This is a genomic window from Klenkia marina (genome assembly GCF_900101025.1).
Taxonomy (GTDB): domain Bacteria; phylum Actinomycetota; class Actinomycetes; order Mycobacteriales; family Geodermatophilaceae; genus Klenkia; species Klenkia marina.
The window spans coordinates 368598-394067 of the sequence record NZ_FMUH01000003.1; the positions used below are offsets into that span (position 1 = coordinate 368598).

Sequence of the window (25470 nt, forward strand, 5' to 3'; positions counted from 1 at the left end):
CTCGCCATGCTGCCCCCTGCGGGGTGGTCGGCACCGACCGGCCCGGGCGCGGCGGGGCGGCTCGGTACCGTCGTCGCCGTGCCCGAGGAGACCGCCCGCCCGTCCGAGCCCGAGGCGCCGGCCCGCCGGCCGCGCACCGCGCTGCTGCTGGGCCTGGCCGGGGGCATCCTCGCGCTCGACCTGGTGACCAAGCTCGTCGTCGTCGCCACCCTGTCCGACCGCGAGCCGCTGCGGCTGCTGGGCGGGGTGCTCTACCTCACCGAGGCGCGCAACACCGGCGCGGCGTTCTCCTTCGCCGAGGGCGCCACCGTGGTCTTCACCCTGATCGCCCTCGTCGTGGTGGTGGTCATCGTGCGGGTGGCCCGCCGGCTGTTCAGCACCGGCTGGGCGGTCGCGCTGGGCCTGGTGCTCGGCGGCGCGGTCGGCAACCTGGTCGACCGGGTGTTCCGCGACCCCGGTTTCCTCCGCGGCGGGGTGGTCGACTTCCTGTCGCTGTTCGACCCGTACGGCCGGGTGTGGCCCATCTTCAACGTCGCCGACTCCGCCATCGTGTGCGGCGGCGTCCTGGGCGCGGTGCTCGCCGTGCGCGGCATCGAGTTCGACGGCAGCCGGGGCCGGTCCGAGGACGGCACCGACGGGACCGTCGACGAGGAGGCGCCCGCGGCGCCGACCGAGCGCGACTGAGCGTCGGTCACAATGGCGGGATGACCGCCAGCCTGCGCCGTGAGCTCCCGGTGCCCGACGGCCTCGAGGGCCAGCGGGTCGACCAGGCGCTGAGCCGGCTGTTCGGGCTCAGCCGCGGCGCGGCCGCCGACCTCGCCGACCAGGGCCGGGTGGTCGTCGACGGCCGGGCCCGCGGCAAGGGGGACCGGCTGACCGCCGGGAGCTGGCTGGAGGTGGAGCTGCCCCCGCCGCCGGGTGAGCCCGCCCCGCCGCGCGAGGTCGTGGGGATGGGCATCGTGCACGACGACGACGACCTGGTGGTGATCGACAAGCCGGTCGGCGTCGCCGCGCACGGCAGCCCGGGTTGGGACGGCCCGACCGTCGTCGGTGGCCTGGCCGCCGCGGGGTACCGGATCTCCACCAGCGGCGCCGAGGAGCGCCGCGGCATCGTGCACCGGCTCGACGCCGCGACCACGGGCCTGATGGTGGTGGCCAAGAGCGAGCGGGCATACACGGTGCTCAAGCAGGCGTTCAAGGAGCGCACCGTCGACAAGGGCTACCACGCGCTGGTGCAGGGGCACCCCGATCCCTCCCGCGGCACGATCGACGCCCCCATCGACCGGCACCCCAAGCACGACTGGCGCTTCGCCGTCGTCAGCTCCGGGCGGCCCTCGGTCACCCACTACGACACCCTCGAGGCCTTCCGCGCCGCCTCGCTGGTCGACGTCAAGCTCGAGACCGGGCGCACGCACCAGATCCGGGTGCACTTCTCCGCCCTGCGCCACCCGCTGGTCGGCGACATGGCCTACGGCGCCGACCCCAGCCTGGCCGCCCGGCTGGGCGTCGGCCGGCAGTGGCTGCACGCGATGCGCCTGGGCTTCGCCCACCCCGCCGACGGCCGCTGGGTCGAGTTCGCCAGCAGCTACCCCGACGACCTCGCCGGGGCGCTGGACCGGTTGCGCGCCGAGGCCTGAGCGGCCCACCCCACCCCGTGACCGGCCTGCCCGACTCCCTCGCCGACTTCGGTCCGGCCGCGCTGGCCGCGGTCGTGGTCGCGGTCTACCTCGTGGTGGGCGAGCCGTTCGTCGGGCACGTGCTGCACCGCCGCTTCGAGGACCGCATGCGCACCGACGCCGCGGCCCGCCGGTCGTTCTACGTGCGGCTGCTGATCCTCGAGTGGGGCCTGTCCGGGCTCGTGCTGGTGGTCTTCCTGGCCGCGCCCGACGTCGAGGCCGCCCAGCTGGGCCTGCGCTGGCCGACGGCGCTGCCGGGGTGGCCGACCTCGTTGGCCTGCCTGCTCCTGGTCGCCTTCGTCGTGGTGTCCACCCGGGCGCTGCGGTCGGGCGCGCTGGCCGCCGCCCCGCCGCGGGCCCCGCGCCCCGGGGAGGGCCGGCACAGCGAGCCGGCGGTCGCCCCGACCGTCGCGCTGCTGCCGCGCTCGGGCCCCGAACGCCGCCTGTTCGCAGTCGTGGGGGTCACCGCCGGCGTGTGCGAGGAGTGGCTCTACCGCGGGTTCCTGCTGGCCGTGGTCGCCGCACTGGCCCCAGGCCTGCCCACCGGCTGGCTGGTGGGCGTGGCCGCGCTGGCGTTCGGCCTGGCGCACGCCTACCAGGGGGTGGGGGGAGTGCTGCTCACCGGCGTGCTGGGCGGGGTGTTCGCCGCGCTGTACCTGCAGACCGGGTCGCTGCTGCTGCCCGTGCTGCTGCACGCCGCCGTCGACCTGCGGTTCCTGCTCGTGCCCAGCTCGGCGCTGCCCGCGGCCGGACCGGCGCGACGCGCCCGGTGGGACACGCGGGGAGACCAGCGCGACTCTGTCGGACCCCCCGAGTAGACAACCTGCAGTGCGAAGATCGGTGGTCAGCACCCCCGGTCTGCACCCTCGGCCTTCCCCGCCGGTCAGCACCACCTGCACCTGCACCACCGACCTGTGAGGAGCGCACCCCGTGCCCAGTGGTTCGAGCGAGAACTTCGTGCACCTGCACGTGCACACCGAGTACTCGATGCTCGACGGCGCGGCCAAGCTGCCCGAGCTGACGAAGGCCGCCGCGGCCGAGGGCATGCCGGCGCTGGCCATGACCGACCACGGCAACGTGTTCGGCGCGTACGACTTCTACAAGCAGTCGCAGGCCGCCGGGGTCAAGCCGATCATCGGCATGGAGGGCTACTACACGCCCGGCTCGCGGTTCGACCGTGCCCCGTTCGAGTTCGGTGCGATCGCCGACGAGGACGGCGAGGGCGCGTCGTCCAAGGGCAAGGCCGCCTACACCCACATGACGCTGCTGGCCCGCACCACCGAGGGCATGCACAACCTGTTCCGGTTGTCGTCGCTGGCCAGCCTCGAGGGGCAGTACCGCAAGCCCCGCTTCGACCGCGACCTGCTCGAGCAGTACGGCACGGGCCTCATCGCCACCACGGGCTGCCCGTCGGGCGAGGTCAACATGTGGCTGCGCGCGGGCAAGGTCGACCGGGCCCGGCAGGCGGCCGCCGACTTCCAGGACATCTTCGGGCGTGAGAACTTCTACGCCGAGGTGATGGACCACGGCTTGTCGATCGAGAAGCAGACCAAGCCCGCGCTGCTGGAGATCGCCGAGGACCTCGGCATCCCGCTGCTGGCCACCAACGACCTGCACTACACCCACCGCGAGGACGCCGACGCCCACGACGCCCTGCTGTGCATCCAGACCGGCTCGCGGCTGAACGAGACCAACCGCTTCCGGTTCAACGGCGACGGCTACTACCTGAAGACCGCCGCCGAGATGCGCTCGCTGTTCCGCGAGATGCCCGAGGCCTGCGACAACACGCTGCTGGTGGCCGAGCAGTGCGAGGTGACCTTCACCGAGGGTGCCGACCTCATGCCGCGGTTCCCGCTGCCCGAGGGCGAGGACGAGACCTCCTGGTTCATCAAGGAGGTCGAGCGCGGGCTGCACAAGCGGTGGCCCGGCGGCATCCCCGACCACGTGCGCAAGCAAGCCGACTACGAGACCGGGATCATCGTCCAGATGGGCTTCCCGGGGTACTTCCTCGTGGTCGCCGACTTCATCAACTGGGCCAAGGACAACGGCATCCGGGTCGGCCCGGGTCGTGGTTCGGCCGCCGGGTCGCTGGCCGCGTACGCGATGGGCATCACCGACCTCGACCCGCTGGCCCACGGCCTGATCTTCGAGCGGTTCCTCAACCCTGAGCGCGTCTCCATGCCCGACGTCGACATCGACTTCGACGAGCGCCGGCGCGGCGAGGTCATCAGGTACGTGTCGGAGAAGTACGGCGAGGAGCGGGTCAGCCAGATCGTCACCTACGGCACGATCAAGGCCAAGGCCGCGATCAAGGACGCCGGCCGGGTGCTCGACCGGCCCTTCTCCGTCGGCGACGAGCTGACCAAGCTCCTGCCGCCCGACGTCATGGGCAAGGGCATCCCGCTGACCGGTGTCTTCGACCCCGCCCACCCGCGCTACAAGGAGGCCGCCGAGTTCCGGGCCCGCTACGAATCCGACCCCGGCGCCGCCGAGGTGGTCGACCAGGCCCGCAAGCTCGAGGGCCTGAAGCGGCAGTGGGGCGTGCACGCCGCCGGCGTCATCATCGGGCGGTACCCGCTCATCGACAGCGTGCCGATCATGCGGCGCGAGGCCGACGGCGCGATCATCACGCAGTTCGACTACCCGACCTGCGAGACGCTCGGCCTGCTCAAGATGGACTTCCTGGGCCTGCGCAACCTCACCGTCATCGACGACGCGCTGCGCAACATCGAGATCAACGGCAAGCCCGCGATCGACCTCGACGAGCTCAGCAAGGAGCTCACCGACCCCAAGACCTACGAGCTGCTGTCCAAGGGCGAGACCCTGGGCGTCTTCCAGTTCGACGGCGGGCCCATGCGGTCGCTGCTGCGCCTGATGCGCCCGGACAACTTCGAGGACATCTCCGCCGTCGGTGCGCTCTACCGGCCCGGCCCGATGGGCGCGAACTCGCACACCAACTACGCGCTGCGCAAGAACGGCCAGCAGGAGATCACCCCGATCCACCCCGAGCTGGCCGAGCCGCTCGAGGAGATCCTGGGCCAGACCTACGGCCTGATCGTGTACCAGGAGCAGGTCATGGCGATCGCGCAGAAGGTCGCCGGGTACTCCCTCGGCAAGGCCGACCTGCTGCGCCGGGCCATGGGCAAGAAGAAGAAGTCGGTGCTGGACGCCGAGTTCGTCGGCTTCGAGGCCGGCATGAAGGCCAACGGCTTCTCCGGGGCTGCGGTCAAGACGCTCTGGGACATCCTGGTCCCCTTCGCCGACTACGCCTTCAACAAGGCGCACTCGGCCGCCTACGGCCTGGTCTCGTACTGGACGGCCTACCTCAAGGCCAACTACCCGGCCGAGTACATGGCCGGCCTGCTCACCAGCGTGGGCGACGACAAGGACCGCCGCCCGGTCTACCTGGCCGAGTGCCGCCGCATGGGCATCAAGGTGCTCCCGCCCGACGTCAACCAGTCCTCCTGGGACTTCACCGCCGTCGGCGACGACATCCGCTTCGGTCTGGCGTCGGTGCGCAACGTCGGCCACAACGTGGTCGCCTCGATCGTGAAGGCCCGCGAGGAGAAGGGCGCGTTCCGCGACTTCGCCGACTTCATGCGCAAGATCGACACGGTGGCCTGCAACAAGAAGGTCATCGAGTCCCTGGCCAAGGCCGGCGCCTTCGACTCCCTGGGTCACTCCCGGCAGGGCATCGCGGCCATCCACGCCCAGGCGGTCGACTCGGCCATGGGCCTGAAGCGTCGTGAGGCCGAGGGCCAGTTCGACCTGTTCGGCGGCGGTGACGACCTGGGGGCCGACGACCCGCTGTCCGCGGCGCTGAACATCCCGATCCCGACCGCCGACTGGTCCAAGGCCGAGCGGCTGGTCTTCGAGCGCGACATGCTCGGGCTGTACGTCTCCGACCACCCGCTGCACGGGGTCGAGCACGTGCTCACCAGCCACGCCGACACGGCGCTGGCCGAGATCCTGGCCGGCGGGGTCGAGGACGGCGCGAACGTCACCGTCGCCGGCATCCTCACCGCGGTGTCCCCGCGCACCAACAAGCAGGGCGCGCCCTGGGCCATCGCCACCATCGAGGACCTCGAGGCCGGCATCGAGGTGCTGTTCTTCCCCAAGACCTGGCTCGAGGTGCAGGACAAGGTGGCCCGCGACCAGATCGTGGTGGTCAAGGGACGCATCTCGCGCCGTGACGACACCCCGTCGATCTTCGGCTCCGAGGTGACCATCCCCGAGCTCACCGAGGGCCCGCGGGGTCCGGTGCTGGTCTCCATGCCGGCCGCCCGGTGCACCCCGCCGGTGGTCGAGCGGCTGCGCGAGGTGCTCGGCAGCCACCCCGGCACCACCGAGGTCCAGCTCAAGCTGATCAACGGCCAGCGCGAGACGGTGCTGCGGCTGGACCAGCGGCTGTCGGTGCGGCCCAGCACTGCGCTGATGGGCGACATCAAGGCGTTGCTGGGGCCCACCAGCGTCGCGATCCTCTGAGGTCGGTGTGGTTGCATCGCCGCCGTGAGCGCCCCTGACCCCCTGTCGACCGGTCCGGCTCACCCAGCCGGTCCGGTCCGTCCGCCCGCGGTCCCGGTCGGGTCGGGCCTGCGCGGCGGCCGCGGCGACGTGCGCTTCGCCTCGCTGACCGTCGTGGCGCTCGGCGTCCTCGGGTTCGGGGCCGGCCTGCTCTGGGTGTGGCTGGCCCCCCGGGCGCAGTTCACCGTCACCTCCGCCGACGGTGGTCTGGAGGTCGTCGGCGGCGGCCTGGTCGACCCCGAGCTGTTCATGGCCGACGACGGGGTCTACGTGCTGCTCATGGCGGGTCTGGGCCTCATCGCCGGGCTGGCGGTCTGGTCGAGGTCTGCTCGCCGCGGGGTCGTGGCGCTGGTCGGGCTGGCGCTGGGCATGGTGGTCGCGTCGGTGAGCGCGATGCAGCTCGGTTCGCTGCTGGGTCGACCGCCCTCCGACGAGCAGCTGTCCACCGTCGGTGCCGTGGTCACCACCGCGCTCGACCTGAACATGCTGGCGGCGCTGGCCGTGGGGCCGTTCGTCGCCGTGCTCGTCCAGGTCGTGGCCGCGGTCGTGGCCGGTCGCGACGACCTCGGTCGGCCCGGGACCGACCTCGTGCCGGTTGCCGAGCCGGCCGTCGCGCAGGCCCCGGCGCCGTCCGGGGTCGTGGCGCAGGCGAGGCCCGCGGGACCGACGATCCAGGAGTGACGGAACGGGGCCGCTGCGCTCCGCGTCGCTCCGTCACCGCCCGCATTCGAGCTGTCACCCTCGGTCCGTGCTGCTGCGTCCTGCCTCCACGCCCTCGTCGGTCGGCCCCCACCGGGTGACCCCGTGAGCCGCCCGGGGACCCCCGACGGCGGCGCGGACCGCGAGGTGCTCCCGGCCCGGCTGGACCCGCGACTGGGCCGACCGTCGGGACGGAGCGCCGGTGGCCGCGGTGGCCGGCGCGTGGCCCTGGCCGTCCGGCTGCTCGGTGGCGTGCTCAGCGTGCTGCTGGTCACCGGCAGCGGCTGGGGCTGGTACCTGGTGCGGGTGGCCGAGGCCAGCGTGAACCGCACCGACGCCATCCCGACCACCGGCAACACCGACGTCAACGGCGAGGTGCACGCCGGTCAGGCGATGAACATGCTGCTGGTCGGCGTCGACTCCCGTGCGGGGCTGACCCCCGAGCAGGTCGAGGAGTACGCCACCGGCGATCCCGAGGGCCTGCACAACACCGACACGATGATGCTGGTGCACGTCCCCGCCGACGGGTCGGCTGCCTCCTTCGTGTCCTTCCCCCGCGACATGTACGTGTCCATCCCGGGGCAGGGTCGCGCCAAGCTCAACTCGGCCTACAGCTTCGGGTACGACGGCACGGACGGCGACGAGGACGCGAAGCGGGCCGGTGGCGCCCGGCTGCTGATCCAGACCATCAGCGGCATCACCGGTCTGCAGATCGACCACTACGCCGAGATCAACCTGCTCGGCTTCATCAACCTCACCGAGATCGTCGGCGGGGTCGACGTCGACCTGTGCCAGGCCAGCGACGACAGCGTGACCGGCGCGCACTTCGACGCCGGCCCGCAGACCCTCACCGGGAGCCAGGCGCTGCTGTTCGTCCGGCAGCGGCACGGCGTGGGGGAGCGGTCCTCGGACTTCGACCGCGTCGCACGCCAGCAGGTGTTCATCGGCGGCATGCTGCGCAACCTGCTCTCCTCGAACCTGCTGCTGGACCCGACCAGGCAGCGCCAGGTCGTGGAGCAGGTGGGCTCCAGCGTCACCCTCGACCAGGGCCTGGACATCTTCCAGCTGGCCGGCCAGATGCAGGGCGTGCGGCCCGACGCGATCACCTTCCAGACCATCCCCGGTCTCACCGACGCCGAGGTCGACGGCGTCGCCGTCCTGAAGCTGCCCCCGGCGCAGGTGCTCACCGACTTCTTCTCCGACCTGACGGCCGACCCCGAGCCCGCCGCGGCCGCGCCCACGAGCGGGGCCCCGGCGGCCCCGGCGGCCCCGGCGACGGTGGCGCCCTCGGCGGTCACCGTGTCGGTGCTCAACGGGTCCGGGGTCTCCGGCGCGGCCGCGGGCACCGCCACCGAGCTGACCGGGCTGGGGTTCCGGGCGAGCACCGGCGGCAACGCCGACGCGACCCCCACCACGACGATCACCCACCGCACCGGCGACGACGCCGTCGCGGCCACGCTGGCCGCCCAGGTCCCCGGAGCGGCACTGGCGGTGGACGACACCCTCGGTCGGGGGCAGCTGACGCTGACCCTGGGCACCGACTTCGACGGCGTGGGGGTCGCCGTGGCCACGGCCTCGCCCACCCCGACCGAGGAGCCCGCGGTCCCCGGCGCCTACGTCAACCCCGAGCGCACCGCCGCCGACACCAGCTGCATCAACTGAACGAGTACCCCGTTCGGGTATGCCCGGCCGGGTCCTTCTGGGGTCCTTCTGGGGTCCTTCTGTCAGTTGGGGGTCATGGGGGTGGCGAAGCGCTGCAGGGGGACCGGGACGGCGCCCAGTTCGCGCAGCAGGGTGAGCTCGCGCCGCAGCAGCCGTGACTCGGCCGCCAGCCGCCGCCGCGTCGCCGACTCGGCCAGCAGCGCCTGCCGGTCGTCGGTGGTCAGCAGCGCCGCCGAGGCCACCAGGTAGGACAGCCCGCGGGCGTCGTCGCCGACCTGGCGCAGCAGGGCGGCGGCGGCGGAGTCGGCCGTCTCGGCGGCTGCGTCGTCCCCCTCGCCGTCGAGGCCGTCGAGGCCGAGGTCGGCCAGCAGCTCGGCCTCCTCCTCGTCGTCGACCTCGATCGGGCCGCCTCCGCTGCGCAGCACGGCCACCTCGGTGACGTACCGGGAGAACAGGTCCGAGACGTTGCCCACGAGCAGGTCGAGCGAGCCCTGGGCCACCGATGCGGCGAGGGCGTCGTCGACCGGGGTCAGGCCCCCGGGCGGCGGGGTCAGCCCGTCGGCGTCGCCGGCGGCCTCCTCCGCTGCCTCCTCCTCGCCCAGCCACTCGACCTCGGCCTGCAGGTAGGGCGGGTCGTCGGCGACCACGACGTCGAGCAGCCGGAAGCGGTCACCGCCCACGGTGACCAGCCGGTACCCGCCGTCGGCCTGCGGCGTCACCGCCCGGACGACGGCCGTGCACCCGACGTCGAACAGTGCCTCGGCCGGCGCGACCCGCTCGACCTCCCAGCCCTGGCGGATGGCGACCACGCCGAACGAGCGGGGCCCGCTGCCCTCGGGGCGGGCCACGAGGTCGGCCACCAGCCGGCGGTACCGCGGCTCGAAGATCTGCAGCGGCAGCACGACGCCGGGGAACAGGGGGCTGCCCAGCGGGAACAACGGGATCAGGTCGCCCACGGCCCGAACCCTACGGGGGAGGGCGGGCGGCGGCCCAGCGCCGCGCAACTACCCTGGACCCGTCTGTTGCCCGTCTTCCGGAGGTACCCGTGCTCACCCGCATCGACCTGCGCGGATCCCAGCTGCCAGGGGTGCGTGAGCTGTCCGGGCTGCTGCCCCGGGCCAGCACCGACGTCGAGAGCGTCGAGGCGGTGGTCCGCCCGGTCCTCGAGGACGTCCGGCTGCGCGGCGCGGCAGCCGTGCGCGAGATCACCGCCCGCTTCGACGGGGTCGACGCCGAGGACTTCGCCGTCCCGCAGGCCGCCCTCGACGAGGCGCTGGCCACCGTCGACCCCACCCTGCGCGAGGCGCTCGAGGAGGCCGTGGCGCGGGTGCGGAAGGTGCACGCCGACCAGCGTCGCACCGACACCACCACCCAGGTCGTCCCCGGCGGCACCGTCACCGAGCGCTGGGTCCCCGTCCGCCGGGTCGGCCTGTACGTGCCCGGTGGTCTGGCCCCGCTGCTGTCCAGCGTCGTCATGAACGTCGTGCCGGCCCAGATCGCCGGGGTCGAGTCGATCGCAGTGGCCACCCCGCCGCAGCGCGACAACGGCGGGCTGCCCGACGCCGGCGTGCTGGCCGCGTGCGCCCTGCTCGGCGTGACCGAGGTCTACGCCGTCGGCGGTGCACAGGCCATCGCCGTCTTCGGCTACGGCGCGGGGGCCTGCGAGCCGGTCGACCTGGTCACCGGACCGGGCAACGTCTACGTCACCGCGGCCAAGCGGCTGCTGCGCGGGCTGATCGGCATCGACAGCGAGGCCGGCCCCACCGAGGTCGCCGTCCTGGCCGACGACACCGCCGACCCCGTGCACGTCGCCGCCGACCTCATCAGCCAGGCCGAGCACGACCCGCTGGCCGGGGCGGTGCTGGTGACCACCAGCGAGGCCCTGGCCGACGCGGTGCTCGAGCTGGTGCCCGGCCAGGTCGCGGCCACCAAGCACAGCGACCGCATCGACACCGCGCTGGCCGGCACCCAGTCGGGCATCGTGCTGGTCGACGACCTCGACGCGGGGCTGGCCGTGGTCGACGCCTACGCCGCCGAGCACCTCGAGATCCAGACCCGCGACGCCCGCGCCGTGGCCGAGCGGGTGCGCAACGCCGGCGCGGTCTTCGTCGGGCCGTGGTCCCCGGTCTCCCTCGGCGACTACGCGGCCGGCTCCAACCACGTGCTGCCCACCGGCGGCTGCGCCCGGCACTCCAGCGGCCTCTCGGTGCAGACCTTCCTGCGCGGCATCCACCTGGTCGAGTACGACGAGGCCGCGCTGGCCGACGTCGCCCGGCACGTCGACGTCCTGGCCCACGCCGAGGACCTCCCGGCGCACGCCGCCGCCGTCGCCGTCCGGCAGAAGTGAGCGCGCTGCCGGTCCGGCCGGAGCTCGTGGGCAAGTCGCCCTACGGGGCGCCGCAGGTGCCCGCGCAGCACCGGCTGAACACCAACGAGAACCCGCACCCGCTGCCCGACGAACTGCTCGCCGACCTCGGTGCGGCGCTCGGGGCGGCGGCGCTGGGGCTGAACCGGTACCCCGACCGCGACGCCGTCGCGCTGCGCACCGACCTCGCGACCTACCTGACCCGCTCGGGCACGCCCGTGACCGCGGAGCAGGTCTGGGCCGCCAACGGCTCGAACGAGATCCTGCAGCAGCTGTCGCAGGCCTTCGTCGGGGCCGGGCGCACCGCGCTGGGCTTCACGCCGTCGTACTCGATGCACCCGCTGATCACCGAGGCCACCGGGGGCACCTTCGTCGACGGCCACCGCAGGGCCGACTTCACCATCGACACCGGGGCCGCGGTGGCCCAGGTGCGGGAGCTGCGGCCCGACGTCGTGTTCGTGACCAGCCCGAACAACCCCACGGGGACGGCGGTGGCGCTGGAGACCATCACCGCGCTGCACGACGCCACCGACGGCATGGTCGTGGTCGACGAGGCCTACGCCGAGTTCGCCCGCGCGGCCACGCCGTCGGCCCTGACGCTGCTGGCCGGTCGCCCCCGGCTGGTCGTGAGCCGCACGATGAGCAAGGCGTTCGGCATGGCCGGTCTGCGGCTGGGCTACCTGGCCGCCGACCCCGCCGTCGTCGACGCCCTGCAGCTCGTGCGGCTGCCCTACCACCTCTCGAGCCTCACCCAGGCCGCCGCCCGCACCGCGCTGGCGCACACCGACGCCCTGCTGGCCACCGTCGACGCCGTCAAGCACGAGCGCGACCGCATCGTCGACGCCCTGCCCGGCCTCGGGCTCACCAGCGTGCCCAGCGACGCCAACTTCGTGCTGTTCGGCGGGTTCGCCGACGCCCCGGCCGTGTGGCGCGCGCTGCTGGACCGCGGGGTGCTCGTGCGCGACGTCGGCCTGCCCGGCTGGCTGCGGGTCACCGCCGGCACGGCGGAGGAGACCGACGCCTTCCTCACCGCCCTGGGTGAGGTCGTCGCCTCGGCCCACCTGGGTGACGCCGTCGCCTCCGGCGACCTGGGAGGATGACCGCCATGAGCCGCACCGCCCGCGTCGAGCGCACCACCAACGAGACGAAGCTGGTCGTCGAGGTCGACCTCGACGGCACCGGCACCAGCTCGGTCTCCACCGGGGTCGGGTTCTACGACCACATGCTCACCGCGTTGAGCAAGCACAGCGGCATCGACCTGCGGGTGCAGGCCGACGGCGACCTGCACATCGACGCCCACCACACCGTCGAGGACGTCGCCATCGCGCTGGGGGTGGCCTTCGCCGAGGCGCTGGGCGACAAGCGCGGCATCACCCGCTACGGCGACGCGACCATCCCGATGGACGAGGTGCTGGTGCAGGCCGCCGTCGACCTCTCGGGCCGGCCGTACTTCGTGCACGCCGAGCCCGAGGGCATGACCCCGATGATCGGCCCGGACTACCCGACGTCGCTGACCAAGCACGTGCTCGAGAGCTTCGCGTTCAACGCCCGCATCTCGCTGCACGTGCGGGTGCTCTACGCCGGCCGGGACGCCCACCACATCGTCGAGGGCCAGTTCAAGGCGCTCGCCCGTGCGCTGCGCACCGCGGTCGCCCTCGACCCCCGGGTCACCGACGTGCCCTCCACCAAGGGCGCCCTGTAGGTGGGCTTCGCCTCCGCGCTGATCGCCATCGGGCTCTTCCTGCTGGGCGGGGCGTGGTCGATCTTCCGGGCCGACGACCCCGTGCGGGGGCGCACCTCGGGCCAGTGGGTGTTCGCCGGCGTCCTGCTGGTCGCCGCCGCGCTGTCGATCGCCTCCGGCGTCCTCAGGTTCTGAGCCGCCCCGCGAACGCCTCGGCTGTGGCCAGCTGGGCGCGCAGGGCCTCGACCCGGTCGGCGGCCGCGGCGCGGTAGTGCGCGAGCCGGTCGGCCGGGCCGCCGTCGGCAAGGGCCTGCAGCAGCTCGCGCATCTCCTCGAGCGAGAAGCCCAGCGGCTTCATCTGCATGATCACCCGCAGCCGCTCGACGTCGTCCTCGGTGTAGAGCCGGAACCCGCCCTCCGACCGGGCCGACGGCACCGCCAGGCCGACCTCCTCGTAGTACCGGATCGTGCGCAGCGAGAGCCCGATCCGGTCGGCGACCTCGCCGATCTGCAGCATGCCGTGCCCCATCAGTGGCCGCCGCCCAGCTGACCGGCCAGCCGCCGGTGGTAGTGCCCGGTCTCGTCGGTGAGCCCGACGACGTCGACCACCGTGCCCCGGGCCGCGTACTTGTGCTCGACGGCGTCCAGCACGGCGACGCTGGAGGCGTCCCACACGTGCGCGCCGCTCAGGTCGACGACGACGTGCGCGGGGTCGGTGCCGTAGTCGAACTGGCCGACCAGGTCGTTGGTGGAGGCGAAGAAGAGGGCGCCGCGCACCACGTAGGTGCGGGTGCCGTCGACGACCTCGCCACCGGTGACGGTGACCAGGTGGGCCACCCGCCGGGCGAACAGCACGCAGGCGGTCAGCACCCCGACGCCCACGCCGATGGCCAGGTTGTCGGTGGCCAGCACCACCGCCACGGTCACCAGCATCACCGCGGTCTCGCTGCGCGGCATGCGGCGCAGGGTGCGCAGGCTGTGCCAGTCGAAGGTCGCGATCGACACGAACATCATGACCGCGACCAGGGCGGCCATCGGGATGACCGCCACGAGGTCACCGAGGGCGACCACGAGCACCAGCAGGAAGACGCCGGCCAGGAACGTCGACACGCGGGTCCGGGCGCCGGATCGGACGTTGATCATGGTCTGCCCGATCATGGCGCAGCCGCCCATGCCGCCGAAGAACCCGGTGACGACGTTGGCGACGCCCTGCCCGACCGACTCGCGGGTCTTGGAGGACCCCGTGTCGGTGAGGTCGTCGACCAGCTTGGCGGTCATGAGCGACTCCATCAGCCCGACGAGTGCGAGCCCGAGGGCGTAGGGCAGCACGATCTGCAGCGTCTCGAGGGTGAACGGGACGTCGGGCCACAGCAGCGCGGGCAGGCTGTCGGGCAGGGCACCCTGGTCACCGACCGTGGGCACGTCGATGCCGGCGGCCACGGCGGTCGCGGTGAGGACGACGATCGCGACCAGCGGCGCCGGGACGGCGGTGGTCAACCGCGGCAACCCGAAGATGATCAGCAGGCCGACCGCGGCCATCGGGTAGACCAGCCACGGGACGTCCACCAGCTGCGGCACCTGGGCGGCGAAGATGAGGATCGCCAGCGCGTTGACGAAGCCGACCATCACGCTGCGCGGCACGAACCGCATCAGCCGGGCCACGCCGAGCAGCCCGAGGGCGATCTGCAGCAAACCGCCCAGCAGGACGGCGGCGATCAGGTAGGGCAGTCCGTGGTCGGCCACCAGGGGGGCGATGACCAACGCGACCGCACCGGTGGCCGCGGAGATCATCGCCGGGCGGCCGCCGACGACGGCGATGGTCACGGCCATCGTGAAGCTGGCGAACAGGCCGACCCGGGGGTCGACGCCGGCGATGATGGAGAAGCTGATCGCCTCGGGGATGAGGGCGAGGGCGACCACCAGGCCGGCGAGCACCTCGGTGCGCAGCCGGCGGGGGTCGCGCAGGGCGGCGACCCAGTCGGGGGTCGAGCGGGGGAGCAGGGCAGACGTCATGGCACCGTTCTCGTCGATCAGGGGGAGGGTCGGCCGCGCGCCGCGGTGCGGGGGCCGGACCGGGCAGACCCTACCCTCACGTGAGGGTAGGGTTGATGGACGAGGCCGCGTTCCTCGCGCTGGTGCGCGCCGACCCGGTGGCCACCGGCGTCCTGGACCGTGCGCCCGAGCTGGGGCTCCCCGACTGCTGGCTCACCGCCGGGGTGCTGTTCCAGGCGGTCTGGAACGGGCTGACCGGCCGGGCGCCGGGCACCGGGGTGCGTGATGCCGACGTCTTCTACTTCTCGGCCGACACGTCCTGGGAGGCCGAGGACGCCGTCATCGGCGCCGCCGCCGAGCTGTTCGCCGACCTGCCGGTGCCGGTCGAGGTGCGCAACGAGGCCCGGGTGCACCTCTGGTACGCCGAGCACTTCGACTCCCCGATGCCGCGCCCGTTCCGCGACTGCCGCGACGCGATCGACCACTTCGCCGCGGCGTGCTGCTGCGTGGGGATCGAGGTGGTCACGGGCGAGGTGTACGCCCCGCACGGGTTCGCCGACCTGGCCGACCTCGTGGTGCGGCCGAACCGGGTGCTGGCGCCGCAGCACGTCTACGAGGCCAAGGCCGCCCGCTGGCAGCAGCAGTGGCCCGAGCTGACCGTGCTGCCCTGGACGTGATCACCCCGGGTCCAGCGCTGCCTCGGGACGTCGGGGGCAGCGACTGGTCCGTGCTGATCACCGGTCGGCTGACGGTGCGGACGCCCGGCAAACCGGCAGACCGGGTGGCTGCCGGTCGGTGGCCTGCGCGCCGTGCCCACCACCGCGACGCTCGTCGCCTTCCCGCTCGCCAGCCGGGCGCTGACCGTCGTCCCCGGCCCGCTCGGGCGCGCACCCGGGCCCGGACGGCGTTCCTGCGGGCGCTGCCGGTCGGGGCGCTCAACCCCGGGACGGCCGTCTTCCACCTCGCGTTCCTCCCGCAGTTCGTCGACCCGGCGGCCGGGGCGGTGCCCCTGCAGCTGACCGTGCTGGGTCTGCTGTTCATGGTGCTGGCCACCGCGGTCGACGTGCGGTGGGCGCTGCTGGGCGGGTCGTCGCGGCGGTTGCTGCCGGGCCTGCGCATGCGGGTGCTGGACCGGATCACCGGCACGGTGCTGGGGGCGCTGGCCGTGCTGACCCTCCGGTCCTCCCGCGCCGCCGGGTAGCGCTGCTGGGTAGCGTGGTGCGGGTGAAGAAGGTCGTCGTCCTGGACTACGGATCGGGCAACCTGCGCTCGGTCGAGCGTGCGGTCGCCCGGGTGGGTGCCGACGTGGAGGTCACGGCCGACCCGCACGCCGCGGTCGAGGCCGACGGGCTCGTCGTCCCCGGCGTGGGTGCCTTCGCCGCCTGCATGGACGGCCTGCGCGCCGTCGAGGGGCCCAGGATCATCGGCAAGCGGTTGGCCGGTGGACGGCCGGTGCTGGGCATCTGCGTCGGCATGCAGATCCTCTTCGACCGCGGCGTCGAGCACGGCCAGGACAGCGCCGGCTGCGCCGAGTGGCCCGGCACCGTCGAGCAGCTGCAGGCGCCGGTGCTGCCGCACATGGGCTGGAACACCGTCGAGACCCCCACCGACACCGTGCTGTTCGACGGCATCGCCGACCAGCGGTTCTACTTCGTGCACTCCTACGGCGTGCGCGACTTCCCGCTGGGCCGCGACGGCACCGGCCCGCTCAGGCCACCCGCGGTCACCTGGGCCGAGCACGGCGACCGCTTCGTCGCCGCGGTCGAGAACGGCGCGCTGTCGGCGACCCAGTTCCACCCCGAGAAGAGCGGGGACGCCGGCGCCGCCCTGCTCACCAACTGGCTGGGCACGCTGGGCTGAGCGCTACTGCAGCGGGAACGGCGGCTGCAGCCACCACGGCGAGTCGAGCACCTCGACCCGGTCCACCCACTTCACCCACCACACACCGCGCCGGCCCGGGGCCACCAGACGCACCGGCGCGCCGTGGCCGGGCGACAGAGGTCGTCCGGCGGCGTGGGTGGCCAACAGGGTGCGGCCGGCGTCGCGCAGCGGGATCCGCCGGCTGAAGCCGGTCACCGAGGTGACCCGGATGCACTGCGCGGCGGCACCCGCCCCACCCAGCTGCTCGGCGACGAGCCGCTGCAGGGTGGTGCCCCGCCACTGCTGGTCGGCGTACCAGCCGCCGGTGCAGTCCAGCCGGGCCCGCACCTCGTCCCCGCGGTCGAGGTCGCGTGCCCGCAGCACGACCTCGCAGCCCCCGGCGACGAGCCGCACCTCGCCGGACGCACCGTCGGGCGGGTCCTCGGGCACGGTGTCCGAGGCCCACTGGGTGACCGGCATGGCCGCGGGGTCGTCGGTGCCGCGCTCGTAGGAGCCGGTGCCGCTGCGCCGCGCTCCAGGTGCGCCGGTCAGCCGCCAGACGCCCTCGGTGACGCCCCACAGCGCCAGCGACCCTCCGGCCAGCGCTCCGGCGCCGAGCAGGGTGCGGCGTCGCAGGTCGACCGTCCGCGGGCGCTGGTGCCGGCCCCAGGTGTGCGCGACCAGGGCGACGGTGAGCACGATCGCCGCGCCGACGTGCACCTGCAGCGCCGCGACCGGGGTGCCGCTGGTGGCCCAGGTGCCCGCGGCGCCGGCCGAGTGCAGCACCCCGCTGACGATGCAGACCGCGACCAGCCCGGTGAGCCAGTACGCCGCCGACGGCGCCCGCAGCGCGGCGGGCCGGGCCCGCGCCCGCCGGACGACGACGGTCTTCCAGGGCACGAGCAGCAGCAGCCCGAGCCCGGCCGCGCCGTGCGCGACGGCGACCACCCGCCCGGCCGTCGGGGTGCCGAGCGCGAACCCGAGGACCCCGGTGCCCCCGGCGAGCAGCAGCAGCCCGAGCAGCGCGAGGTTCGACCGCCGCCCCGCGCGCTGCAGTCCCCGTGCCACCCGTTCAGTGTGCGTCCGTGCCGCTCCAGCGGCCGCGGTGGACGACCTCGTCGACACCTCGACGGCCGCGCCTGAGCGACGGCGAGCGGCGGTCGGCGTCCCCGGGGTAGCCCACCGACACGCACCCGACGGGGGAGAACCGCTCCGGGACGCCGAACGCCGCGCGCAGTGCTCCGACCCGGTCACCGGGCACGCCGAAGAAGCAGGCGCCCAGTCCTTCGTCGACGGCGGTGAGCAGCATGAGCAGCGACGCCATGCCGGTGTCGACGTCCCAGTAGGGCACCGGCCAGCGTGCGGCGACGGCGGCGGGGTCGCGGTCGGTCCAGCCCTTGTCGGGCTCGGCGTACCGCTCGAGGTAGGCCGACCTGTCGCTGAAGGGCACCACCAGCAGCGGAGCGCGGCGCATGCGGGTGAGCCAGGCGTCCGGGGCGCCTGCGGTGGTGGTCGCCGACCAGAAGGCGTCGCGCTCGGCGGCGGACTCGAGCACCAAGAACGCCCAGCCCTGGCTGAACCCGGCACTCGGGGCGCGCAGGGCGTGGGCGAGCAGCCGCTCCCGCACCTCGGGCGGCACCGGCTGGTCGGGGTCGTAGTCGCGCACCATCCGGCGCCGGCGCAGCACCTCCGCGAACTCCACCCCGCCAGCCTGCCCGATGGCCCTGGCACGCACCTGCTCCCGGGTGCGCCCACCGCCGGGCGCAGGCGGCACGGGGATGCGTCGGGGGCAGGCGCGGGCAGGGCGCTCCCGCCCGCTCCCTACGCTGTGCGTCGTGCCGAAGCTGCAGCTGCTCCCCGCCGTCGACGTCGCCGAGGGCCAGGCCGTGCGCCTGGTGCAGGGGGAGGCCGGCAGCGAGACCTCCTACGGCGACCCGCTCGAGGCGGCCATGACCTGGCAGCGCGATGGCGCCGAGTGGGTCCACCTGGTCGACCTCGACGCCGCCTTCGGGCGTGGCTCGAACCGTGAGCTGCTGGCCCGCGTGGTCGGCGAGCTCGACGTCGACGTCGAGCTCTCCGGCGGCATCCGCGACGACGCCTCCCTGGCCGCCGCGCTGGCCACCGGCTGCCGGCGGGTCAACCTGGGCACCGCGGCGCTGGAGTCGCCCGAGTGGTGCGCCCGGGCCATCGCCGAGCACGGCGACCGCATCGCCGTCGGCCTCGACGTGCGCGGCACGCGACTGGCCGCCCGCGGCTGGACCCGCGAGGGCGGTGAGCTCTACGAGACGCTGGCCCGCCTGGACGCCGAGGGCTGCGCGCGCTACGTGGTCACCGACATCACCAAGGACGGCACGCTGAAGGGCCCCAACCTCGAGCTGCTGCGCGAGGTCTGCGCGGCCACCGACCGGCCGGTCATCGCCTCCGGCGGCGTGAGCAGCCTCGACGACATCCGTGCGCTGGCCGGGCTGGCCGACATCGGCGTCGAGGGCGCGATCGTCGGCAAGGCGCTCTACGCCGGCCAGTTCACGCTGCCCCAGGCGCTCGCGCTGACCGTCGAGGTCGCCTCGTGACCACCCAGCGGCTCGGCTCGGGCTCGCCCTGGGAGGACGTCGTCGGCTACAGCCGGGTCGTGCGCACCGGCGACCTGGTGTTCGTCAGCGGCACCACCGGCACCCGCGACGGCGTCCTGGTCGAGGGCGGCGTCGCCGAGCAGACCCGCCAGGCGCTGGAGAACGTCGTCGCTGCGCTGGCCAGGGTCGGGGCCACGGCCGCCGACGTCGTCCGCACCCGCCTCTACGTCACCGACATCGCGCAGTGGGAGACGGCGGGCCGCGTGCACGGCGAGTTCTTCGGCGCGCACCGGCCGGCCACGGCCATGGTGGAGGTCGCGAAGCTCATCGACCCCGCCATGGTCGTCGAGGTGGAGGTCGACGCGGTGGTGGGGGCCGGGTCGTGAGCCTGGCCGTGCGGGTGATCCCGTGCCTGGACGTCGACGCCGGCCGCGTGGTCAAGGGCGTGAACTTCGTCGGGCTGCGCGACGCCGGTGACCCGGTCGAGATGGCCCGGGTCTACGACGCCGAGGGCGCCGACGAGCTCACCTTCCTCGACATCACCGCCTCCTCCGGCGACCGGGCCACCACCTACGACGTCGTCTCCCGCACCGCCGAGAGCGTGTTCATCCCGCTCACCGTCGGCGGGGGCGTGCGCAGCGCCGGCGACGTCGACAAGCTGCTGCGCGCCGGCGCCGACAAGGTCGCGGTCAACACCGCTGCGGTGGCGCGGCCCGAGCTCATCGCCGAGATCGCCGACCGGTACGGCAACCAGGTGCTGGTGCTCTCGCTGGACGCCCGCCGCTGTTCCGACGGCGCGGTCACCGACTCCGGCTTCGAGATCACCACCCACGGCGGGCGCCGGGGCACCGGCCGCGACGCCGTCGAGTGGGTCGTGCAGGCCGCGCAGCTGGGCGTCGGCGAGGTGCTCATCAACTCGATGGACGCCGACGGCACCAAGGCCGGCTTCGACCTCGAGCTCATCGAGAAGGTGCGCCGCGAGGTCGCCGTCCCGGTCATCGCCAGCGGGGGAGCGGGCGCCGTCGGGCACTTCGCCCCGGCGGTGGCCGCGGGCGCCGACGCGGTGCTGGCCGCCAGCGTCTTCCACTTCGGCGACCTGCGCATCGGTGACGTCAAGCAGGCGCTGCACGACGCCGGCGTGCCGGTGCGGCGCGAGGCCGACCACCCCGCCCAGGCCTCCTGATCAGGAGACCTCGACCCGGGCGGCGTCCTCGCGGCCGCTGACCCACAGCAGCACCTCCAGCGGCTCACCGGCGACCGTGGTCACCGGGGACCCCTCGCGGAGCACCTGGGTCGCGCCGGTGTCGGTGCGCCGCACCTGCAGCCCGCGGTCCGAGCGCGGCCGGGTGCGCGCGAGGAAGTCGACCTGGTCCCAGAGGAAGTCCTGCGCGGCACGGGGCAGTTCCCGCGGCGCCCAGTCGGCCTGTGCCCGGCGCACGTCCTCGTGGTGGATGGTCATCTCGGCGCCGTTGACCAGGCGGTCCACCGGCCCCCACGCGGTGGGCACGAACACCGGCGGTCCGGCACGCAGCTGGTCGACCAGGTGGGGCCACGGCGTGCGGTCGCGGGTGCGGGCGAGCACGCGGTCGGTCCACCGGCCCAGCGGCCCGCCCAGCACGGCCCCGGGGGCGGTGTCCGGGCGCCGGTCGCGGATGACCAGGTGGGCGGCCAGGTCGGCCGTCGTCCAGCCCGCGCAGCAGGTCGGGGCGTCGGGCCCGAGCTCGACCAGCAGGTCGGCGAGCGCCGCGCGCTCGGTCACGGACAACGGTGCGGGGGAGTCGCTCACGCACACCGTTGTACCGCGCCCCCGGAATCGTGTAGCCGAGGTAACGACCGCGGGTAGTCTCGGGCGACACCCAGCAGCACCACCCGTAGGGAGACGCGTGTCCGCGCGCAGCACCGGCAACACCGTGGTCCGCAGCGAGCGCGAGCAGAAGAAGGTCATGCGTCGGGGGTTCCGGCACATCGGCCTGGCCGTCCGCGAGCAGCCGGCCATGTTCACCTGGGCCGTGCTCGGCAGCAGCCTGTACGGCGGCATGACCGTGGCCAGCGCGTACGTCATCGGCGGCGTCGCCGACCGGGTCATCCTGCCCAGCATCGAGCGCGGCTCGGTGGGCACGAGCGCCCTGGTGCTGGCCGCCACCGCCATCCTCGTCGTCGCCGTCCTGAAGATCGTCGGCATCATCGGCCGCCGGTTGTTCGCCGGGATCATGAGCTACCGGCTGCAGGCCGAGTACCGCCGCCGGGTCACCGGCGCGTACCTGCGGCTGCCGCTGTCCTGGCACCAGCGCCACCCCGCCGGCCAGCTGCTGAGCAACGCCAACTCCGACGTCGAGGCCAGCTTCTTCTTCGTCGCCCCGCTGCCGTTCGCCTGCGGGGCGCTGGTCATGGTCGCGATCACCGTCGTCGCGCTGTTCCTCACCGACCCGCTGCTGGCCCTGGTCGGGCTGGTGGTCTTCCCGCTGGTGTTCCTCGCCAACGGCCTCTACTCGCAGGTGATGAGCCCCCGCATGGCACGCGCCCAGCAGCTGCGCGCCGAGGTCTCGGAGATCGCCCACGAGTCCTTCGACGCCGCGCTGGTGGTCAAGACCCTGGGCCGCGAGGCCGACGAGGCCGAGCGCTTCGGCGAGCGCGCCGACGAGCTGCGCGACGGCCTGGTCGCCGTGGGCAGGGTGCGCGGGCTCTTCGACCCGCTGATGGAGGCGTTGCCCAACCTCGGCACCCTCGCCGTCCTGCTGGTCGGCGCCGAGCGGGTGGTGGCCGGTGCCACGAACGCCGGTGACCTGGTGTCCATCGCCTACCTGTTCACCCTGCTCGCGCTGCCCATCCGGGCCATCGGCTGGGTGCTGGCCGACCTGCCGCGCGCGCTGGCCGGGTTCGACCGGGTCACCCCCGTGCTGGCCGCCGACGAGGAGACCCCCCACGGCCCGGGCGCCGCACCGGGTGGCAGCGGGGGCGCCGAGCTCGGCGTGCGGGACGTCGACTTCGCCCACACCGACGCCGTCGGCCGCCCCGCCCCGGTGCTGCACGGGGTCACCTTCGACGTCGCCGCCGGGCGCACCGTCGCCGTCGTCGGCCCCACCGGGTCCGGGAAGTCCACCCTCGCGGGGCTGCTGGTGCGCCTGGTCGACCCGCGCAGCGGCGAGGTGCTGCTCGACGGGGTCGACCTGCGCAGCCTGCGCGAGGGCGAGGTGCCCGGGCAGGCCGCCTTCGTGGCGCAGAGCACGTTCCTGTTCGACGACACGGTGCGCGGCAACATCACCCTGGGGGCCGACCTCCCCGACGCCAAGGTCCACGAGGCGCTGCGGGTCGCCGCGGCCCAGGACTTCGTCGACCGGTTGCCCGAGGGCCTGGACACCAGGGTCGGCGAGCGCGGTGCCAGCCTGTCGGGCGGCCAGCGCCAGCGACTGGCCCTGGCCCGCGCCGTCGTCCGCCGTCCCCGGCTGCTGGTGATGGACGACGCGACCAGCGCCGTCGACCCCAGCGTCGAGGCCCGCATCCTCGACGCCCTGCGCGATGCCGACCGGCCGGCCACCGTGGTGGTCGTCGCCTACCGGCAGGCCACCATCGCGCTGGCCGACGAGGTCGTCTGGCTCGAGGGTGGCCGGCTGGTGGCCCGTGGCAGCCACGCCGAGCTGCTGGCCCAGGTGCCCGGCTACGCCCGGCTGGTGCAGGCCTACGCGCCACCGGACGAGATCACGCCCGCCGAGCCCGAGACCGCCGGGGCGCAGGCATGACCGCCACCGTCCCGGCCGCCCTGGAGGACCGGCCCACCGAGTCCGCCACCGCGACCCTGCGGCGCGGCCTGCGGATGATGCCCGAGTTCCGGCGCGGCCTGCCCGCCACCTTCGCCCTCGCCCTGGTGGCGACCGCCGGCCGCGTGGTCGTGCCGATCGCGGTGCAGCAGACCCTCGACCGCGGGCTCGGTGCCGCCGGGGGGCCCGACATCCCGCTGGTGCGCGAACTGGTCGCGGTGTGCGCGCTGGTCGTGCTGGTCACCGCCGTGGCGGTGTACCGGATGAACGTCCGGCTGTTCCGCACCACCGAGACCGCGCTGGCCAACCTGCGCACCCGGGCCTTCCGGCACGTGCACGACCTGTCGGTGCTGCACCAGCAGGGCCAGCGCCGCGGCACCCTGGTCTCCCGGGTCACCAGCGACGTCGACCAGCTGTCGGTCTTCATGCAGTGGGGCGGCGTGCTCGGACTGGTCAGCCTCGGCCAGCTCGTGGTCGCCACCGTCGTGATGGCGGTCTACTCCTGGCAGCTCACCCTGCTCGTGCTGGTCTGCTTCGTGCCGCTGGGCTACGCGGTGAAGTGGTTCGCGAAGCGGCTGGCCGAGGTCTACGGCGTGGTGCGCGAGCGGGTCGGCGACGTCCTGGCCGCGGTGGGGGAGTCCGTCGTCGGGGCCCCGACGGTGCGTGCGTACGGCATCCGCGGGCGCACCGCCGCCCGCATCGACACCGCCATCGACCAGCACTACCGCGCCTCGGTGCACGCCCAGCGGGTCACCGCCGGCGTCTACGTCAGCGGTGAGTTCGTCGCCGCCGTGGCCAACGCGGCGGTGGTCGTGGTCGGCGTGCTCCTCGGCGTGGCCGGGGAGATCTCCGCCGGCACGCTCGTGGCCTTCCTGTTCCTGGTCACCCTGTTCGTCGCGCCGGTGCAGACCGCCAGCGAGGTGCTCAACGAGGCGCAGAACGCCGTGGCCGGCTTCCGGCGGGTGCTCGACGTCCTGGACACCGAGCCCGACGTCCGCGACCCCGAGGACGGCGTGCAGCTGCCGCCGGGCCCGCTCGGGGTGCGCTTCGACCACGTCACCTTCCGGTACGCCCCCGGGGCCCGCGCCGCGCTCGAGGACGTCGACCTGGAGATCGCCCCGCGCACCCGGGTGGCCGTGGTCGGCGAGACCGGCTCGGGCAAGACCACGTTCGCCAAGCTGCTCACCCGGCTCATGGACCCGGCCGAGGGCCGGGTGCTGGTCGGCGGCGTGCCGCTGCACCGGGTGGCGTTCTCCTCCCTGCGCGAGCGGGTGGTGATGGTGCCCCAGGACGGCTTCCTGTTCGACGCCTCGGTGGCCGACAACGTGCGCTACGGCAAGCCGGGCATGACCGACGCCCACGTCACCGCGGCCTTCGACGAGCTCGGCCTGGGCGCATGGGTCGAGGGCCTGCCCGACGGCGTGGCCACCCCGGTGGGCCAGCGCGGCGAGTCGTTGTCGGCGGGGGAGCGCCAGCTGGTCGCCGTGGCCCGCGCCTACGTGGCCGACCCCGACCTGCTCGTGCTCGACGAGGCCACCAGCGCCGTCGACCCGGCCACCGAGGCCCGGCTCACCCGGGCGCTGGACACGCTCACCGACGGCCGGACGACGATCACCATCGCGCACCGGCTCTCCACCGCGGAGCGGGCCGACGAGGTGCTGGTGGTCGAGGCTGGGCGGGTCGTGCAGCGGGGCAGCCACCGCGAGCTGGTCGACGTCCCCGGGGTGTACGCCGGCCTGCACGCCTCGTGGCGGCGGGCCTCCGGCGCGGCCGCGACCGTCTGAGGCCGCGGACCCCTACGGTCTGCGGCATGACGCAGCCCGTTCCCGTCCGCCGGCTCCCGCCGATCCCCGCGGGCATCGCCGCGCTGTGCGGCCTGCTCGGGGCCCTGCCGGTGGCGGTGTTCTCGTTCATCGCCGGGGTCTTCGCGCTGGCCGGGCAGGTGTGGGTGGGCGTGCTGCTGAGCGCGGTCCCCGCGGCGGTCGCCGTGGTCATCGCGGTGGGGGCCGTGCTGCTGCTGATGGGCCGGTCGTGGGTGGTGCTCGTGGTCGGCGCGGTGCTCACGCTCGGCCTGGTGGTGTGGGCGGTGGCCTACGGGGCCGCCGACGACGACCCGGTCTCGCTGGCCGTCCTGGTCGGCGGCCCGCTGCTGGCCGCGGTGCTGGGCTCCCTGCCGTCGGTGCGGGCGTGGGTCGCCGCCCGCCGTGCCGAGCGGGGCGCCCGGGTCTGACCCCGGGCGCCCCGGCAGTCCTCAGGCCGGGGGCTCGTCCTGGCCGGACTCCTCGAGCTCGTCGGCCTCCTCCTTGGTGTGGTGCACCGCGCCGTCGGCGTGGTCGGCCGGGCCGTAGACGGTGTAGAGCACCCACGGGTTGGGGCCGTCGTTGACGAAGTTGTGCTTCGTCCCGGCGGGGACGACGACGATGTCGCCCGGCTTGACCGTCTTGGTCGAGCCCTCGATCACGGCCTTCCCGATGCCGCTGACGAAGCTGAGGATCTGGTCGTTCTCGTCGTGGACCTCCTCGCCGATCTCCCCGCCCGGCGGGATCGTCATGATCACCAGCTGAGTGTGCTCGCCGGTCCAGAGCACCCGACGGAAGTCGGCGCTCTTCTCGGCCACGGTCGCGATGTCGAAGTGCACGATGTCCTTGCTAGCCATGGCACCTCCTTGCCCCGCGGGGATGTGGAT

26 protein-coding genes are annotated in these 25470 nt (G+C 74.1%); 19 read left to right on the forward strand and 7 right to left on the reverse strand.

Annotated features, from left to right (window positions below; genetic code table 11):
• Window positions 1-78 precede the first annotated feature (78 nt).
• From lspA to BLP29_RS11435, 6 genes are all read left to right on the forward strand, one after another.
• Window positions 79-684, forward strand: a complete 606-nt coding sequence (gene lspA / locus BLP29_RS11410; RefSeq protein WP_243469880.1) for a signal peptidase II — start codon at window positions 79-81, stop codon at window positions 682-684.
• Window positions 685-704: 20 nt separating this feature from the next.
• On the forward strand, window positions 705-1637 hold the full coding sequence (locus BLP29_RS11415; protein ID WP_092804238.1) for an RluA family pseudouridine synthase: 933 nt from the start codon (window positions 705-707) through the stop codon (window positions 1635-1637).
• 17 nt (window positions 1638-1654) lie between these two features.
• On the forward strand, window positions 1655-2494 hold the full coding sequence (locus BLP29_RS11420) for a CPBP family intramembrane glutamic endopeptidase (RefSeq protein ID WP_092804241.1): 840 nt from the start codon (window positions 1655-1657) through the stop codon (window positions 2492-2494).
• 112 nt (window positions 2495-2606) lie between these two features.
• Window positions 2607-6161: a DNA polymerase III subunit alpha gene (gene dnaE / locus BLP29_RS11425; RefSeq protein ID WP_207798437.1), complete on the forward strand. Its 3555-nt coding sequence runs from the start codon at window positions 2607-2609 to the stop codon at window positions 6159-6161.
• Window positions 6162-6185: 24 nt separating this feature from the next.
• Window positions 6186-6881: a DUF2567 domain-containing protein gene (locus BLP29_RS11430; RefSeq protein ID WP_092804244.1), complete on the forward strand. Its 696-nt coding sequence runs from the start codon at window positions 6186-6188 to the stop codon at window positions 6879-6881.
• Window positions 6882-7004: 123 nt separating this feature from the next.
• Window positions 7005-8561, forward strand: a complete 1557-nt coding sequence (locus BLP29_RS11435) for an LCP family protein (protein WP_092804247.1) — start codon at window positions 7005-7007, stop codon at window positions 8559-8561.
• Between the two features lie 62 nt (window positions 8562-8623).
• Here the strand turns inward: BLP29_RS11435 and BLP29_RS11440 are convergent, their stop codons facing one another.
• The gene (locus BLP29_RS11440) at window positions 8624-9517 is read right to left on the reverse strand and encodes an LON peptidase substrate-binding domain-containing protein (RefSeq protein ID WP_092804250.1); all 894 of its coding nucleotides are present in this window, start codon (window positions 9515-9517) and stop codon (window positions 8624-8626) included.
• A gap of 89 nt (window positions 9518-9606) precedes the next feature.
• On the opposite strand from BLP29_RS11440, the gene hisD reads away from it, so the two are divergent.
• The 4 genes from hisD to BLP29_RS21030 are packed head-to-tail and all read left to right on the forward strand — an operon-like array spanning window position 9607 to window position 12802.
• Complete coding sequence (gene hisD / locus BLP29_RS11445; protein ID WP_092804253.1) at window positions 9607-10908, forward strand: histidinol dehydrogenase; 1302 nt, start codon at window positions 9607-9609, stop codon at window positions 10906-10908.
• Window positions 10905-12026, forward strand: coding sequence for a histidinol-phosphate transaminase (locus tag BLP29_RS11450; protein ID WP_092804256.1), 1122 nt, complete (start codon window positions 10905-10907; stop codon window positions 12024-12026). The genes hisD and BLP29_RS11450 overlap by 4 nt, the downstream gene beginning before the upstream one ends.
• A 5-nt stretch (window positions 12027-12031) precedes the next feature.
• A complete protein-coding gene (gene hisB / locus BLP29_RS11455) occupies window positions 12032-12628 on the forward strand; it encodes an imidazoleglycerol-phosphate dehydratase HisB (RefSeq protein ID WP_092804259.1) in 597 nt (198 codons plus the stop codon).
• The gene (locus BLP29_RS21030) at window positions 12629-12802 is read left to right on the forward strand and encodes a hypothetical protein (protein WP_165839365.1); all 174 of its coding nucleotides are present in this window, start codon (window positions 12629-12631) and stop codon (window positions 12800-12802) included.
• On the opposite strand, the gene BLP29_RS11460 is transcribed toward BLP29_RS21030, so the two are convergent.
• Window positions 12792-13124, reverse strand: a complete 333-nt coding sequence (locus BLP29_RS11460) for a MerR family transcriptional regulator (protein WP_243469881.1) — start codon at window positions 13122-13124, stop codon at window positions 12792-12794. The genes BLP29_RS21030 and BLP29_RS11460 overlap by 11 nt on opposite strands.
• 11 nt (window positions 13125-13135) lie before the next feature.
• A complete protein-coding gene (locus BLP29_RS11465) occupies window positions 13136-14620 on the reverse strand; it encodes a SulP family inorganic anion transporter (protein WP_092804265.1) in 1485 nt (494 codons plus the stop codon).
• Between the two features lie 95 nt (window positions 14621-14715).
• Between BLP29_RS11465 and BLP29_RS11470 the strand changes: the two genes are divergently transcribed.
• The 3 genes from BLP29_RS11470 (at window position 14716) to hisH (ending at window position 16459) form a co-directional block, all read left to right on the forward strand.
• Window positions 14716-15276 carry a nucleotidyltransferase family protein gene (locus BLP29_RS11470; protein WP_092804268.1) on the forward strand — a complete coding sequence of 187 codons (561 nt, stop codon included), beginning with the start codon at window positions 14716-14718 and terminating at the stop codon, window positions 15274-15276.
• Between the two features lie 104 nt (window positions 15277-15380).
• The gene (locus tag BLP29_RS20660) at window positions 15381-15800 is read left to right on the forward strand and encodes a LysE family translocator (protein ID WP_207798438.1); all 420 of its coding nucleotides are present in this window, start codon (window positions 15381-15383) and stop codon (window positions 15798-15800) included.
• 23 nt (window positions 15801-15823) lie between these two features.
• Window positions 15824-16459, forward strand: a complete 636-nt coding sequence (hisH, locus tag BLP29_RS11480) for an imidazole glycerol phosphate synthase subunit HisH (RefSeq protein WP_092804271.1) — start codon at window positions 15824-15826, stop codon at window positions 16457-16459.
• A 3-nt stretch (window positions 16460-16462) separates the two neighbouring features.
• Here the strand turns inward: hisH and BLP29_RS11485 are convergent, their stop codons facing one another.
• Both BLP29_RS11485 and BLP29_RS11490 read right to left on the reverse strand, forming a co-directional pair.
• A complete protein-coding gene (locus BLP29_RS11485; RefSeq protein ID WP_092804274.1) occupies window positions 16463-17527 on the reverse strand; it encodes a molybdopterin-dependent oxidoreductase in 1065 nt (354 codons plus the stop codon).
• A 4-nt stretch (window positions 17528-17531) separates the two neighbouring features.
• Entirely contained in the window at window positions 17532-18161 is a 630-nt protein-coding gene (locus BLP29_RS11490; RefSeq protein WP_092804277.1) for a nitroreductase family protein, read from the reverse strand.
• A 133-nt stretch (window positions 18162-18294) separates the two neighbouring features.
• Between BLP29_RS11490 and priA the strand changes: the two genes are divergently transcribed.
• From priA to hisF, 3 genes are read left to right on the forward strand one after another with little or no spacing between them, the layout of a single operon-like run.
• The gene (priA, locus tag BLP29_RS11495) at window positions 18295-19029 is read left to right on the forward strand and encodes a bifunctional 1-(5-phosphoribosyl)-5-((5-phosphoribosylamino)methylideneamino)imidazole-4-carboxamide isomerase/phosphoribosylanthranilate isomerase PriA (RefSeq protein WP_092804280.1); all 735 of its coding nucleotides are present in this window, start codon (window positions 18295-18297) and stop codon (window positions 19027-19029) included.
• Entirely contained in the window at window positions 19026-19415 is a 390-nt protein-coding gene (locus BLP29_RS11500) for a RidA family protein (RefSeq protein ID WP_092804283.1), read from the forward strand. Before priA ends, BLP29_RS11500 begins: the two co-directional genes overlap by 4 nt.
• Window positions 19412-20212: an imidazole glycerol phosphate synthase subunit HisF gene (gene hisF / locus BLP29_RS11505; RefSeq protein ID WP_092804286.1), complete on the forward strand. Its 801-nt coding sequence runs from the start codon at window positions 19412-19414 to the stop codon at window positions 20210-20212. Before BLP29_RS11500 ends, hisF begins: the two co-directional genes overlap by 4 nt.
• On the opposite strand, the gene BLP29_RS11510 is transcribed toward hisF, so the two are convergent.
• Complete coding sequence (locus tag BLP29_RS11510; RefSeq protein WP_243469882.1) at window positions 20213-20815, reverse strand: TIGR03085 family metal-binding protein; 603 nt, start codon at window positions 20813-20815, stop codon at window positions 20213-20215.
• Window positions 20816-20912: 97 nt separating this feature from the next.
• Between BLP29_RS11510 and BLP29_RS11515 the strand changes: the two genes are divergently transcribed.
• Genes BLP29_RS11515 through BLP29_RS11525 form a run of 3 tightly spaced genes read left to right on the forward strand, consistent with a single transcriptional unit; the run spans window position 20913 to window position 25014 of the window.
• Entirely contained in the window at window positions 20913-22766 is a 1854-nt protein-coding gene (locus BLP29_RS11515; RefSeq protein ID WP_243469883.1) for an ABC transporter ATP-binding protein, read from the forward strand.
• Window positions 22763-24568, forward strand: a complete 1806-nt coding sequence (locus BLP29_RS11520) for an ABC transporter ATP-binding protein (protein WP_092804293.1) — start codon at window positions 22763-22765, stop codon at window positions 24566-24568. Before BLP29_RS11515 ends, BLP29_RS11520 begins: the two co-directional genes overlap by 4 nt.
• Window positions 24569-24594: 26 nt before the next feature.
• On the forward strand, window positions 24595-25014 hold the full coding sequence (locus tag BLP29_RS11525; protein WP_092804296.1) for a hypothetical protein: 420 nt from the start codon (window positions 24595-24597) through the stop codon (window positions 25012-25014).
• Window positions 25015-25035: 21 nt separating this feature from the next.
• Here the strand turns inward: BLP29_RS11525 and BLP29_RS11530 are convergent, their stop codons facing one another.
• Window positions 25036-25440 (reverse strand): cupin domain-containing protein, encoded by a 405-nt coding sequence (locus BLP29_RS11530; RefSeq protein ID WP_207798439.1) that lies wholly within the window; start codon window positions 25438-25440, stop codon window positions 25036-25038.
• Between the last annotated feature and the right edge of the window lie 30 nt (window positions 25441-25470).

Bases quoted from the DNA above. Each gene is read 5' to 3' on its own strand.
- BLP29_RS11415 (WP_092804238.1), top strand. From the start codon at position 705: ATGACCGCCAGCCTGCGCCGTGAGCTCCCGGTGCCCGACGGCCTCGAG.
- hisB (WP_092804259.1), top strand. From the start codon at position 12,032: ATGAGCCGCACCGCCCGCGTCGAGCGCACCACCAACGAGACGAAGCTG.
- BLP29_RS11460 (WP_243469881.1), bottom strand. From the start codon at position 13,124: ATGCTGCAGATCGGCGAGGTCGCCGACCGGATCGGGCTCTCGCTGCGC.
- BLP29_RS11465 (WP_092804265.1), bottom strand. From the start codon at position 14,620: ATGACGTCTGCCCTGCTCCCCCGCTCGACCCCCGACTGGGTCGCCGCC.
- BLP29_RS11470 (WP_092804268.1), top strand. From the start codon at position 14,716: ATGGACGAGGCCGCGTTCCTCGCGCTGGTGCGCGCCGACCCGGTGGCC.
- BLP29_RS11520 (WP_092804293.1), top strand. From the start codon at position 22,763: ATGACCGCCACCGTCCCGGCCGCCCTGGAGGACCGGCCCACCGAGTCC.
- BLP29_RS11525 (WP_092804296.1), top strand. From the start codon at position 24,595: ATGACGCAGCCCGTTCCCGTCCGCCGGCTCCCGCCGATCCCCGCGGGC.
- BLP29_RS11530 (WP_207798439.1), bottom strand. From the start codon at position 25,440: ATGGCTAGCAAGGACATCGTGCACTTCGACATCGCGACCGTGGCCGAG.